Origin of the sequence: Novosphingobium sp. LASN5T, from assembly GCF_003856955.1 — a bacterium.
In the GTDB taxonomy this organism is placed as follows: domain Bacteria; phylum Pseudomonadota; class Alphaproteobacteria; order Sphingomonadales; family Sphingomonadaceae; genus Novosphingobium.
Map to the genome: position 1 here is coordinate 1 of NZ_RQSI01000076.1, position 13121 is coordinate 13121.

The window sequence follows — 13121 nt, forward strand, 5'->3', positions numbered from 1 at the left end:
GTGGTCATCAGGCCGGACTACGCCAGCTTATTGGGAGCGCTTCATCCGGCCTGATGACCCCCTGCGTCGCGCTTGGACGATACCCTTCAATGAAGCGTCAGGCACGGTGCAGACTGTCCAGATAAGGCAACGAGTTCCTCGCGGCCGTATGGGACCGATCCGAACTTGCCATGCTGGTCGCGGTTCAGACGGCTCGCATGCCCGGTCCAGTGCCCGAGTTCGTGGAGCACCGTGCGGTACCAGTCGATCGGATCGTGGTACGCGGCCTGAGGCGGAACCTGCACATAGTCGAGGGCGGGCACGTAGTACGCGTCGGGTCCGCCAATGCGGACACCAGCGCCGGTGCCTGCAATGAGCTGGTCCGCCTCGGTGATCGAGAGGACCGGATCGGATGTAACCACTGACGCTGCAATCAGTTCCTCAGGCAGCCGTTCACACTGGTCGAGATTGAAGACGGTGAAGCGCTTGAGGAAGGCAATGGTGCGTGCATCGCTCCCTGCTTCTGTGGCCCGGTCCTGCTCGGTGCGGGGTACGAAGCGGTCGGCATAGCAGACCACCGTGCCCTTCTCGCCGCGGCGCACGTGACCACCGGCTGCAATGGCCTGGCGGAAGGTCAGCCAGCGCTGTGAGGCAAAGCCCTGCTCGATGGCAGCCGACCAGAGGATGAGGACATTGATGCCGGAATAGGGCCGCTGGCTGATCGCATTGGCGGGCATCGTGCAGGGACACTTTGCCTTGTCCCAGGGCTGCACCCAGGGGAGGCGCCCAGCTTCGAGTTCGGCAATGATCCGGTTGGTGACATCGCCGTAAAGGCTCTGGCGAACGGACGTGGACATGGCGGCAAGGCTCCATTCTGACCGCTCGCGCCCCGCCGGGATGGCGGGCGGGCGGCAGGAGCGTGGCCAGCAGCCCCGCCGGCATCCGGCGGGCCGCACCCGCAGGGCCGCAACCAACGTGGAGGACCCCGGCAGCGCCGGGGTTGCGGCCTGCCGAGGCGGGGCTAACGGACCCGCGACGTCCGCCTGCCAGCACGGGGGGTTGACCAGAGGCCGGAGTGTTCTTCGCCGCCTGTCCGACGCGTCAACTGATCTCCAGACGGTGCAAAGAGGAGCCTCGCCCGAAGGCGAGGCTCCTGCGCGGGCTATGCAGCCCGGCGACGTTTACCGGTGCTGGCCGGTGCCTGTTCGGCGTTCGGTTCAGCCTCAGGTTCGGCGGACGCCTTGCCCCTGGTGAGGAAGTCGACCTGCTCTGCGATGATCTCGCAGCCGTAGCGGGTCTGGCCGGATTGATCGGTCCAGCGGGTGTAGTGGATGCGGCCGGTGACCATCACGAGGGCGCCCTTGCTGACGTGCTCGGCGACCGACTTGCCCACGCCGTTGAAGCAGGTGACGCGGTGCCATTCTGTCTCGGTCTGGCGCTTGCCCTCGCCGTCCCGGAAGCTGCGGGTGGTGGCCAGTGACAGGCTGGTGATCGAGGCCCCGTTCTGGGTCGAGCGGGCTTCCGGCGTGCTTCCGACAAAGCCTGCGAGGATGACGGTGTTCTTCATGGCAAGTTCCCTTCGTGCTGTCTCATCTGTCCAAGGGACCATCCCTTCGACTGAGCCCCGCAAGGTCCGGGGGCGGCGCGGACCGCACGAGCGCATGCGAGGAAACCCCGCCGGCAGGAGTGGTGCGGGCAGCCGTGCGCAGCACGGCAACACGGTCCGCACCGGCGCGGGTTGCGCGTCCGCTCCGGCTTCGGACAGGGGCGTGTTTCAGTCTCGGAAAGGGATGGCTGTTGGACGCGGGTGAACGCTGGGGGGAAGAGGTGGAGAACGGAGACGCTCAGCGGGAGTGTTGACCAGGCTCGTTTGCAGTCTCCTGATCAAGTCGGGGAACTAGAAGGACTGAGTCGGGACAAAACCGCCGTTTCAGCGCGCATCCGTGGGTGTCAGGTTTCGGATAAACCGGCCGTTCGCGAACCGTAGGAGATCGGGCAGGGAACGAGCAAGGCTGGCCGATTCCAGAATGGCTGCTTGACGGCAGTCGACTCTGGGAAGCTGCCATACCCCAAGCAAGAAAGCCGGTCGGAAGGATGTCCGACAACATAGCAAGATCACGGATACGCTCCATGGCGCGGTCGCGATCGGGGAATTCGAGCAGATTGAAGTCGGTATGGGGCACTAGGCAATATTTGGCTTGGCCACCGATCGAGCCGCCCGTGTCGACATGGCCATAGGCGCCGCCGGCTCGCGACGGATTGCATCCTCTTGGTGCAATCCTGTTTGGCCGGAGACATTGAACGTTGTCACCGATCAGATCCGCGGCATAATGCCGAGCCGTCCGCCGCTTCGGATCGGGGTCGACAGGACCATGACGGCCAGGCACATTGCCACGGCGGCCGCTGGAATGCCCGCCATGGCGAGGACAAGCCCCGTGCCGTCAACGCGATAGTCCACCAGAAAAAGCCACGCCGCGACCGTCAAGCTGGCGACCGCCAGCCCGAATTTCGAAATCGCCGTCAACAGCGCAAATGCGGAGGCGGGCGCGGTCGGACGCTCGGCGGAAACCCGATCCGCGAAGCTCGCCCACAAAAGCGTGGCAATGCCTCCATTGGCCGCGCCGAACAGGAATGCGAAGGCCGCCTGCGCATAATAGCCGGCGGTCTCGGCAAGCGTGAAGGCGATCGCCCCGGCGCCCAGAAGGACGAACGCCACGCAGAGCGTACGGAGGTGGCCCATCCGACGCAATGCGATCAGCCAGAATGGCTGCGCCACGGTAAGGCCGACTGAGACGGCGATGATGATCGTCCCTCCCTGGCCCTGCCAGCGATAGGCGACATAATAGGGTTCGAGCTTGCCGAACACCGATGTCGCTATCGATACCAGAAACATCAGCAGGAGCAGCGGGATCAGGCCGATGCCGGTGCCCGAAGCGGACGATGCGGCGGGAACCGCGCAGTCGGCGCCAGGACGTGGCCGCAGTCGCGTCAGATACCAGGCCGAGCCGATGGCGACCACGGACATCCCCAGCGTCACTAGCGCAAAACGGCCGCTTCCGTTCTGACTCCCGCCGCTGACCAGCCAGGCGAGCGCGGTGGCGACCGCGATGGAGGCCATACCACTACAGGACAGCCGCAATGCAGCCAGCCGCGCGCGCTCCCTGGCATTGCGCGTGGCGAGACCCAGCGTGGCGTTCTGTGGAATGTCATAGAGCGCATAGGCAATACGAAAGAGGGTCGCGAGCAGCACCGCCCAGATCAGCCGCCATGCCTCGGGCAGCAGATCCGCGGCGAAGAGAGGCGTTATCACCGCCGCGCTCGCGCAAGCCCCGATGAACTGCAACCGGCAGGCGCGGGCAAGTGTGAACGAGGCGCCGCGCAATTTCCAGCCGATGGCGAGGTCGATCAGCGCGCTCAGCACCAGTCCACCGGCCAGCAGGCCCCCCATCCATGCGGCGGGCAGCCCTGCGCGCTCGGTCAGGAAGAAGGCGAAGACCAGCTCGCTTGAATACCAGAAAAGGCTCTTTCCGAAATGCGCCACGCCATAGGGCCACAGCGCCGCCTGGCTTTCGGTAAGCGCTTCCCGATGCAAAACTTTCAAATTCCGGCGCACGCGGGCTCGCTAGCGCCGATATGCGTCAGCGATGTGACGCCTCGCCTGAATGCTGGCGCGCGATAAATTCCTTGAGCATTTCCGGTGCGTCGGTCTGGATCATCGAGAAACCATCGCTGAGCAGGCGGCCCCAGATGCGGTCCGGATCGCTCATGGCTTGGGCATCGCCATCGCCCAACGTGTTCGTCCAGAGCCTTACGCCCGCCTTGCGTGCCTCGTTTCGCAGCGCCGCAAGGGAAACGCCGTCGAGCCGGGGCGTGCCGAAGGCAACGGGACGGCGGCCGCCCGCAAGCTGTTGCCGGGCGAGCGCCACCATCTCGGACGGAGTTCCGCTGACTTTCGACAATATGGGCATGAACGGCACGCGATCATAAGGGGAGATGGCCGCCAGCGGCGGGGAGCCTGACCCGGCCCTCGTTTTCAGGATGGCATCGTTCGCCGCGCCCAGGCGCAAAGCTTCGTCGATCGCTTCGCCATAGATCGCTTCCTGTATATCCAGGTTGAACAGGATGCGGCCCTGTCCATGGGACAACATGTCGGCAAGGGTCGGCACCTGCTGGGCGGTCACCGCCGCAGCCGCGCCGCCCATGCCGTCGCGCAGGTGCAATCGCCTGATCTCGGCAAGCGTCATGTCAGCGACCTTGCCGGTGCCGTCCGTGGTCCGGTCGACCGTCGCATCGTGCATGATGACGAGATAGCCGTCGCGGGTGCGACGGACATCGGTTTCCATGACGTCGATTCCCATGGCGATGCAATGGTCGAGCGCAAGCAGAGAATTTTCCGGCGCGCCCGGCAATCCATGCTTCACGCCTGAGCGATGGCAGCCGCGATGGGCAACTACCATGGCGCCGCTTTCAGCGTTCGCCAGCCGTTGCCGGGGACTTTGCGCAAGCGCGCGGTCTGCCGCGCCCGTCCCGATGCAGAGCGATGTGACAAGGGCAATGGCCCATAGCCGGCGGGAAGTGGTGGCGATCGGTCCAGTCATATTAACGGATCATCCTGTGACGGCCAAGTTCGGTCATGCGCTCGATAAGGTCTTTTGGCCGGTCGGTCTGGATGATGCTGACTCCGCTGTTGATGAAAGCATCATAGCTTGCACCGCGATCCGCCGCCGCCGCGCGATCGGGACCGCCAATGACGTTGACCATGCCTCTCACCCCACGCCGATCCAGCCCTTCAATCAACTCGCGCGAAAGATAGGCCGGTGTCAGGTGAACGAAATGCGGGCTGGCCTGCTTCAGATAATAATCCAGTTCTTCGCGAGACTGGGCCAGCCGCACTGTTTCGCCGCCACGCCATTGCGCCTGCATATTATCAAGCCACGGCGCATCGTCGGCATAGAAAAGGGCATGGCGGATGCCCGCCTGCCGCAGAATCGCCGCCACCTCAGGAGCGCGATCGACCTTGAGGTGAAGATCGACCACGATCTTGTCCCGCGCGATCCGCAGCACGGATTTCAGCGTCGGCACCCGATAGGCCGTCGGCTTGCCATCGGGACCGAGCAGGCGCAACCGTTCGATTTCCGCGAACGTCATGCTTTCCACTTCGCCGTGGCCGTTCGTCGTCCGGTCAATCTTCGGATCATGCATCAGAATGGCGACATTGTCCCGGGTAAAGCGGACATCAATCTCGACAATGTCGACGCCAAGTTCAATCGCGCGGCGAATGGCGGCGGCCGAGTTTTCCGGCACCTCTACATGGGCGCCGCGGTGCGCGACAACGAAGGATCGGGCGCCGGGCGGAGCCATCAGTGCTGTCCAGATGTCATCCGAGCGATGGGCCAGCGCGGGCTGGCCGATCGACAGGGCGGCGGCAATGACGGATACCGCGAAAAGGGATTTGCGCATATCTTGTGCTTTCGTCAGAATTTGTAGGATGCGCCGGCGAAGAATGACCGGCCATTGTCGATCACATCGCGGGTCACGGCACCGCCGGGGCCGAAATAGCGTGTGGGACGATCGTTTCCGACATTCTTCGCGGTGACCATGAATGTGAGATTCTTCCTCACGCGATAGGAAGCCTGGAGGTCCACGATGTTCGCAGCGCCTAGATAACGGTCGTTGGCGGCAAAGTCCGTGCCGACCACCGCAAGCTGACGGCCGGTGTAGTTATAGGCCGCCTTCGCGCTGAACCGGCCAATGCTGTAGAACAGGCTGGCGTTGAACACGGTATCGGCCTGCTCCAGCAGGGAATTAAGCTGGCGATAGGTGCCGTTGTTCATGAGAATGCTGGTGGGATTGGTCTTGAGCAGCGTGACGTTGGTCGAGAAACCCAGCCCCCTGAGCGGCGAAGACAGCGAGCCGAGGCTCGACACCACGAGGCCCAGTTCCAGTCCTTCCACACGCGCCTTGTCGAGGTTACGCGCCTGGCTCACGGTAACAAGGGTGGGAACGCCGCCGATGTCGAGCGTATCTTCCGACACAGACCGGAAGATTTCATTGGCGATATCCTTTCGAAACAGCGCGGCCGAGAAGATGCTGTCGCTGGCGAAATACCATTCGAACGAAAGATCATAATTGTCGGCCAGACGGGCCTTGAGATCGGCATTGCCCCTGGCGACCGACAAGCCCATCGGCGTGCGGGTGATCGTAGCGGGCGTAGCGAGGTCATCATAATTGGGACGCCCGATGGCGCGTGCATAGGCCGCCCTGAGCTTCACATTGCCGGTAACGTCATAGCTGGCGTTGAACGACGGCAGCAGATTGCCATAGCTGCTGCTGCGCTGGGCCAGAGCATATTGCGCGGGTGTGGTGTAAGCCGATCGCGTATAGGATGAACTTTTGAAATCGGTCAGTTCATAGCGCAAGCCGGCGGTCATGCGCAGCCGGTCGCCCCGCCATGTCGTCATGAAATAACCGGAATAGACGTTCTCCTTCACGCCGTAATTACCGCTGATATTGTTGTCCGCCGTGGCAGCGAGCAGGGCGTAATTCCCCTTGTTGGCCTGAAAATAGGCTTCCGCAGCGTTCTGATCGACCAGCATCATCGTATAGGCCGGATCGATAAAGGGCGAGAAGCTGTTGCCGCGGATCTGCGTGCTCAATAGCGGCGCAAGCGCCGTGGAGACCGGCTGATAATAGCTTTCGGTGTGATCGTAATTCCGGTCAAGCAGCCGGAATTGGGTGCCCGCCTTGAAGCCCAGCCCCTGGTCCTGCGCGGACATATTATGTCCGTAGTCCAGGCCCACGGTCGTCGCCTTTTCAATGTTGCGATTCAGGCCATAGCCGTAAAGCGTCTGCCGATAGCGGGACGGGTCGGTCGCGGCAGCATTGCGCGGCGCCAATATCGGAAAATCCGATTGGTTGTAGCTATAGTCATAGCCGAACAGGCTCGAGGCGCTGCCGCCTGTGTAGATGCTTTCCACATTGGCGCTGCTGAACCTTCCCACGCCATAACTGGCGCGAAAATTGATCTCGTCGCGCTCGGTCGGCTGGAGATCGAGCGTGCCGGTGACATAGCGGATCTGGCGTCGCTGGAAATATCTGTCATATTGCACCGTGCCGGTGCCGGACTGGGCCGTGCCGCTCGTTGCTGTCACATTCGTAAGATTGCCCGATGCCGCCAGGACATTGTCGTTGCGGTCCTCGTCATTCTTGTGCGTGAACTGAGCTGCCGAGATGGTGGCGGCAATGCCGTTGTGGTTGTTGAATTCCAGCTTCCCGAACAAGCCGAGGCGGTCGCGCAGATTGTCGTAGACATAATAGTCGCGCCGCAACGGTCCGGCATTGGCGCTGGCGATGCTGGGCGAATTGAGCGCGAGGCGCGCGCCAGCGGCATCATAATAGCCGTAGGAGGCAGCGGTCGGATCCGTCGACGAAGAGTCTCGGCGGAAATAACTGCCCCCGACGACCAGGCCGAACTGGTCTTCATTGCCGAAGCGGGTGGTTAGCAATGCATCGATTTTGCCGGACGGCGTGCGGTTGCTGTAACGGCGACCATTTTGATAATCGCCATAATCCACCCGGATCGAACCGAACAGGCGATCATGATCGAAGGCGCTGGGCGTGCGATAGTTGATCTGGCCACCGATGGCATTGCCGTCCATGTCGGGTGTCAACGATTTGGTAACCGTGATCTGGCTGGCAATGGTGGAGGGCAGCACGTCAAGCGACACGCTGCGGCGTCCCACCTCGGTCGAAGGCAGGGCAATACCATCACGGACGACGAGCGTATAGGCCGAGTTAAGCCCTCGAATGCCGACGAACTGATCTTCGCCCCGCTGATTGTTCTGAACCAGAGAGATGCCGGGGATGCGCCGCATGGCTTCGCCGAAACCGAAATCGGGCAGCGAGCCGACCTCGGACGCGGACACGACGTCCGCGATCCGCGGATTGGCGCGTTTGGCCTGAATGGCGGCACGATTCACATAGCGTTCGCCCGTGACGACGATATCGCCGTCATTCCCCTTCGCCTCCACATTATCCGGCAATCCGGTCTCACCCGGCTGAGGTGTGACCTGAGCCTGTGCAGCCGAAGCCGTAGCGATGGCGACCAGGCCCGCAGCCCAATAGTTTCGCCTGTTTGATCCCTGTTTCATCTGGAGAAGCCCCTGCATCTTTGTCCTGTTGGCAGCGGCATATCCACACCCAAAGTGTAGAATATATGACATTTCCACACATTTGGTGTGATAAAGAAAAACTCTATTTTAATATAATGAAATCAAACAATATTTTATATAGAGATGAAGGCCTACCATTGTTTGGCGCGGGCGCTCCTTAGCATTGCGAGCCGAATCAAGCCGCAGTATTGAAGCAGTGATGTCAAAAAAATACAGCTTGGAACGGGAGCATCGCTGCCCCGACAGCGACTGGATCGCACGGGGATGCGGCGAACCGAAGCGGTGGAGATGGACGGCGAAAGCCTCGCCGTTCTGCGGGATAGAAGTGCAACCGCTCGATCAACGCGCTGGCCAACACTTCTGGTAGTCGTCCGCCAAGGATAATCATGCCCGGGTCCACCGCAGACCCGATGCCGTTGACGATCAGGGTGAGCGAGCGTTCCGCTTCCTGGAGCCAGGTCGAGACCCCAGCCCATGATGGATCGAAAGCGTCCAGAAACGCCTGCAAGGTCGGATAGGATATTCCCGCCTCGGCCTTGACGATCTGCATCAATTTGCCCAGCGATGGGGAGACATAATCGGGCGGCAGCATGCCACCGAATTCACCGGCGTTGCCGCTGACGCCGCGAACCGCTCCCCCATTGCGGATCAGACCTCCGCCGAAGCCGGCAGCAAAGTGCAAATAGGCAAAGTCATCGACTTCACGACCATAGCCGAGCAAGGATTCTCCCACTGCGGCGGCCGTACCATCATTTTCCACCCACACAGGGATACCGAGCGCATCCTTGAACACGCGGCCTATTTCGACGAATGCCCAATCATCCAGGGCGGGCGGATTGACCTGACTGCCGTCAACGACGAAATAGCCCGTAATCCCGATTCCCAACCCGGCCAGCGCAGTCAGCGCATGCCCTTGTTCAGCCAAACTGGCAATGAAGCTGCTGGCCATTTCCAGCACATCGCAAGGACTTGGAGACTCAACGCCGATCGCGCTCTCGCAGATCACCTCACCGCACAGGTTTATGGCGACCAGCTTCACACCATCCGCCATGATCGACAAGCCAAGCGAGAATGCGGCATCCGGATTGAGGTTGATGATCGGGCTGGGCTGGCCCCGACCGTTGCGGACAATCTCGCCGATCCTGATGAGGTCGCGTTTTGCAAGGCGGTCGATGATACGCGACACTGATTGTTGCGTGAAGGATGATGCTTTCGTCAATTCAGCGCGTGTTGCACCTATATGACGTTGAATGAGGCTCATTACCAATCGGTCACCGGATGTTTCCAGACCCTGCATCATATCTCCGGTTTCGTCCCGCATTCCGTCCCGTGCCCTTTGCATATTACGTTAATCGATGCCAAATGATTGTCGGACGCTGCAAAGGCCGATCGTCCGGCCCTCGTACCAACACCATCATTCAGAAGAGCTAATTGCCAGAGCTGCTGGTCGGGGCCAACTGGAATGACCTGTTCCGGCGTAAGCTGACCTTCCTGCATCGGCATCCGAACGGCAAGAGTTGGTCGACACCAGAAGCTCGAACTCCGTTCAATAAGCCTCGCTCAGCGGCTGCAATTGGGCCGCAGCGGACTGGCAGCTTTTGGACATCCGGCTGAATCAGCGGACGTGGCCTATTCGATCACACTAGCGGCCGCGCTTGCGGACTGACACGTTTCGAGCGCATTGAGCGGCGAGGCGGACATCGATTCAGGAAGTTGTGGAGGCAGTAAATGTCATATCCGCGACGCAATGCACGACACGCCGCCATCGCCGATGGTAAGCTGAAGCCGGAGGGTGGATGAGCTTCAGCGAAGAATGGTCATTGCCGGAGGGGCATCCGGTCTCCGTCGAGCGCGCCAAGGAATTGATGCAGGGCGATCTCGGCCGAGTTCACTTCGACATATTGGCCCGTGTGTGCTCACCGCTCTACTGGCACGTCCCCGACGACAAGGGAGCGCGCCCGATCAGGGCCAACGGCACGCTTAGCTATATCCAGGCGGACGGACAGGTTTTCGGCGTCACCGCCGCCCACGTCATCACCGATTATCTGAAGGTCGAAAAGGAACCCGGTTGTGTTCTGCAGCTCGGAAATACCGCCCTTTCAGCAGACATTATCGACATGGACGAAGGGTTGGACATAGCCACGCTCAGATTGAACGCGGCCACGCTTGCGTCGGTCGGTAAGCAAATCATGCCGGTTTCTCTGAGTCGACCGAACGATATCCCGCAGGAAGGACGCGGTATCATGATGTGCGGCTATCCCGGAGAGGACCGTCACCAGCGCCCCAACCAGAATGTCGATTGGGGCATGCTAGGGGTAATCGGCATCGCCCGCCGCGTGTCCGAAGACCAGATTACCTGGATACCCGATCACGACAATGACATGCCCGTGCCGGGCATTCCGCAGCTTCCCAGAAACAAGAACCTCGGCGGCATAAGCGGTGGCCCGCTGATCGCGTGGTTCGAACGACCAACGACCTATCTCAGCTATTTCAGTCTGGCTGGTGTGATAAAGGAAGCGAGCGCCGAACTGGAATATGTCGTCGCCAGCCGCTCGCACTTTATCCGGCCTGATGGGCGGATCGAACGCTAATCCACGGCTAGTGCCCAAGAAGCTGGGGTAGCCTGAATGAGCTTATCTCGGTGTGCACCAAACCGGCAGCAGCCCAGCATCTCAATGATTAGGTGGAAACCATCTCACGGGCTGATAGTCTTTTCTGATGCCCGGAAGCGTCCATCTCATTCCCCGCAATCGCCTCGGTTGGATACCGAAGCATCTTCGTTTGGCGCACGAATATTGCTTCTTTCTCCATGACGAGAGCGCCCGCATCTTGGTGGAGTATGAACGCGCGGAAGCTCACGTTGTAAAATTCAAATTCCGCAACAAGGCCGAAGCCAAGAAATTCAACGAACACGCCGCTAAAGAAGACGCCATCACCGCGATGCGAGCAGGCGGTTACGAAGCTGAAGCTCGTCGCGTCATCCTGAACAAGATCACCATGGCGATGGTGTCGGACTGCATGCACCATATCTACGAAGCGCTTCGCTGCCTCGAAAAGCGCAAGGTGGTCGTAGCGCTCAATCTGCTGCGCAAACCACTAACCGACAGCCTTCTTTACCTATCATGGATGCTGGGCGACGAGGATGAATTCTACCACGCCTTTACCACCAACAGCCCGCGCGGCATCACGTCGAGCATCCTGAAGGGCAAACGGGGCGAGATCCTCGGCAAGGCCCTTGCAAAGACCGAAGCGGCCGACGTTCTCACCGCCGAATTTATCGATAAGACACTCTTCGATCAAGCGAACCCGTCGGGCTTCCAGAAGCTGTTCCAGCATGCGGTGCATCTTGTCACTGTCCAGCGTGTGGAGCTTCAGACCACCCCGGAAAATTTCAATTTTATCTTCAAAAACTACACCGACGACGATCTCTACGAGCTAGTCTACTACGCGCTACCGCACGCGCTGCTCTATGTTTCGCATGTCATTGTCGGCCTTTTCGAGCAGATTGCGCCGCCTGAAGCGGCCGGAAAGCGGGCTTTCCAAGTTCGATCGATCCTCGGGCTCTATTTGGTAGAGGGCGACGAAAATGAAGCGCATGCAGTGGAGCGTTTGGCTGGTCTGGCTGAGGTCGTGCTATGCCCGGACTGCAATACGGCGTTGAAGATTACCCCACATAATGCAGGCCGCTTGGTGTTGACCCAGTCCTTTCTCTGCGCCGCGTGCCGCCGCGTTCAGCCGTTTCCGTTCTCCTGGATGTTCGAGTCCGAATGAGCATTGAACGACATAGCCGGGCGCGTCAGATCGAGCTTGGTCAGTCCATCGCATCCCGCCGCAAGATCTATCTCGATGCCCGCTTTTGGATCATCGCACGGGATGTCGCCTTGGGTGTCCGCACCGATACTGTGGCACGAAAACTTCTCCACCATTTGCGCCGTGGTGTCGCCGCTGGACGCCTTGTCTGCCCCGTCAGCGCGAGCATGTTCCTCGAGCTAATGAAACAAGCCTATAGTCCCGGTCGCCGGATCGGCACGGCCGAACTCATTGACGAGCTGAGTCTTGGCGTCAGTATGATCCCGTCCCGGATTGTCATGGGAACCGAAATCCATTCATTCCTGCTGAAGGCCAACGGAGACATTGACCTCTATCCGATACAGGAACTGATATGGACTAAAGTCGCTTACGTGCTGGGTGATACCTATCCTTCGCTCGCGCAGCTTTCTCCGGCAGAGGAACTCGCAATTCAGAAGGATCTTTTTGACCATCTCTGGGATTGCTCATTGAGCACCATGGTGGAAACGATGGGCGACAAAGCTCCAACGCCAGACCGTTTCGCCGAATTGAGCCGGGAGACCAATGAGAAGAACGCCCATTTCAAAGACGAGCTCCGTAGCTTCACTCAGACCTACGACATCGAGCTGAGAGGAGCTATCGAGGTGGCTGGGGACATCGCCGCTGATGTCGTCCATCGGCTCGCCGAGAAAGAAGCCGGTGTCGAGTTATCGCCGACACCGGAAGAACGTGCGAGCTCCATCAATATGTGCCGGAACTTGCTCTATCACGCGTTCAAAAAGTCAGAGACGAAGGACGCCTTGCGCTCCATTCATATCGGCGCGTCCATCCACGCCGCCATGCGCTGGGACAAAGATCGAAAGTTCAAGCCGAATGACTATTACGATTTCGAGCACGTCACCGCAGCACTGGGCTATTGCGACGCCTTTCTTACGGAAGGCCCGCTTCACGACCTGGTGACGCGACCACAGGTAGATTTGGAAGCGATCAACGGCTGCCGCGTTTTCTCAGATATCGAAGCAGCGACCGACCATGTTCGAGAGCTGGCGTCCCGTCTGTTGATTTCCGCTGAGAGTTGACCCGGGAGGGGCATAAATTTCCACTGAGAATTGACCCATGTTTTGATCGTTCCCCTGGCTGATTTGTCGGGGGATCCAGGAGTGATCGACATGGCGTTATTGA

Annotated in this window: 10 protein-coding genes and 1 pseudogene; 3 read left to right on the plus strand and 8 right to left on the minus strand. The window is 60.3% G+C overall.

Features of this window, described 5'->3' with window-relative positions; genetic code table 11:
- Positions 1 to 86: 86 nt before the first annotated feature.
- The 8 genes and pseudogenes from EH199_RS22990 to EH199_RS23025 all read right to left on the minus strand — a co-directional run bounded on the left by EH199_RS22990 (position 87) and on the right by EH199_RS23025 (position 9471).
- A complete protein-coding gene (locus EH199_RS22990) occupies positions 87 to 836 on the minus strand; it encodes an ArdC family protein (protein ID WP_124811389.1) in 750 nt (249 codons plus the stop codon).
- Between the two features lie 305 nt (positions 837 to 1141).
- Positions 1142 to 1546 (minus strand): single-stranded DNA-binding protein, encoded by a 405-nt coding sequence (locus EH199_RS22995; RefSeq protein ID WP_124811390.1) that lies wholly within the window; start codon positions 1544 to 1546, stop codon positions 1142 to 1144.
- 511 nt (positions 1547 to 2057) lie between these two features.
- Positions 2058 to 2240, minus strand: a pseudogene (locus EH199_RS25135) (formaldehyde dehydrogenase, glutathione-independent); the annotation flags it as partial.
- A gap of 53 nt (positions 2241 to 2293) precedes the next feature.
- Complete coding sequence (locus EH199_RS23005) at positions 2294 to 3580, minus strand: MFS transporter (RefSeq protein WP_170271973.1); 1287 nt, start codon at positions 3578 to 3580, stop codon at positions 2294 to 2296.
- 37 nt (positions 3581 to 3617) lie between these two features.
- Complete coding sequence (locus EH199_RS23010) at positions 3618 to 4577, minus strand: glycerophosphodiester phosphodiesterase family protein (RefSeq protein WP_081096414.1); 960 nt, start codon at positions 4575 to 4577, stop codon at positions 3618 to 3620.
- 1 nt (position 4578) lies between these two features.
- The gene (locus EH199_RS23015) at positions 4579 to 5439 is read right to left on the minus strand and encodes a glycerophosphodiester phosphodiesterase family protein (RefSeq protein WP_073977048.1); all 861 of its coding nucleotides are present in this window, start codon (positions 5437 to 5439) and stop codon (positions 4579 to 4581) included.
- Between the two features lie 14 nt (positions 5440 to 5453).
- The gene (locus tag EH199_RS23020) at positions 5454 to 8201 is read right to left on the minus strand and encodes a TonB-dependent receptor (RefSeq protein WP_124811391.1); all 2748 of its coding nucleotides are present in this window, start codon (positions 8199 to 8201) and stop codon (positions 5454 to 5456) included.
- Positions 8202 to 8352: 151 nt separating this feature from the next.
- On the minus strand, positions 8353 to 9471 hold the full coding sequence (locus EH199_RS23025) for an ROK family transcriptional regulator (protein ID WP_161600402.1): 1119 nt from the start codon (positions 9469 to 9471) through the stop codon (positions 8353 to 8355).
- A 475-nt stretch (positions 9472 to 9946) separates the two neighbouring features.
- On the opposite strand from EH199_RS23025, the gene EH199_RS23030 reads away from it, so the two are divergent.
- The 3 genes from EH199_RS23030 to EH199_RS23040 all read left to right on the plus strand — a co-directional run bounded on the left by EH199_RS23030 (position 9947) and on the right by EH199_RS23040 (position 13018).
- Positions 9947 to 10741, plus strand: coding sequence for a trypsin-like serine protease (locus tag EH199_RS23030; protein ID WP_124811392.1), 795 nt, complete (start codon positions 9947 to 9949; stop codon positions 10739 to 10741).
- 190 nt (positions 10742 to 10931) lie between these two features.
- Positions 10932 to 11921, plus strand: coding sequence for a hypothetical protein (locus tag EH199_RS23035; RefSeq protein WP_124811393.1), 990 nt, complete (start codon positions 10932 to 10934; stop codon positions 11919 to 11921).
- The gene (locus tag EH199_RS23040; RefSeq protein WP_124811394.1) at positions 11918 to 13018 is read left to right on the plus strand and encodes a hypothetical protein; all 1101 of its coding nucleotides are present in this window, start codon (positions 11918 to 11920) and stop codon (positions 13016 to 13018) included. The genes EH199_RS23035 and EH199_RS23040 overlap by 4 nt, the downstream gene beginning before the upstream one ends.
- The last annotated feature ends 103 nt before the right edge of the window (positions 13019 to 13121 follow it).

Coding starts and splice junctions, on each gene's coding strand:
- EH199_RS23015 (WP_073977048.1), bottom strand. CDS start 5,439: ATGCGCAAATCCCTTTTCGCGGTATCCGTCATTGCCGCCGCCCTGTCG.
- EH199_RS23025 (WP_161600402.1), bottom strand. CDS start 9,471: ATGCGGGACGAAACCGGAGATATGATGCAGGGTCTGGAAACATCCGGT.
- EH199_RS23030 (WP_124811392.1), top strand. CDS start 9,947: ATGAGCTTCAGCGAAGAATGGTCATTGCCGGAGGGGCATCCGGTCTCC.
- EH199_RS22995 (WP_124811390.1), bottom strand. CDS start 1,546: ATGAAGAACACCGTCATCCTCGCAGGCTTTGTCGGAAGCACGCCGGAA.
- EH199_RS23020 (WP_124811391.1), bottom strand. CDS start 8,201: ATGTCATATATTCTACACTTTGGGTGTGGATATGCCGCTGCCAACAGG.
- EH199_RS23010 (WP_081096414.1), bottom strand. CDS start 4,577: ATGACTGGACCGATCGCCACCACTTCCCGCCGGCTATGGGCCATTGCC.
- EH199_RS22990 (WP_124811389.1), bottom strand. CDS start 836: ATGTCCACGTCCGTTCGCCAGAGCCTTTACGGCGATGTCACCAACCGG.
- EH199_RS23040 (WP_124811394.1), top strand. CDS start 11,918: ATGAGCATTGAACGACATAGCCGGGCGCGTCAGATCGAGCTTGGTCAG.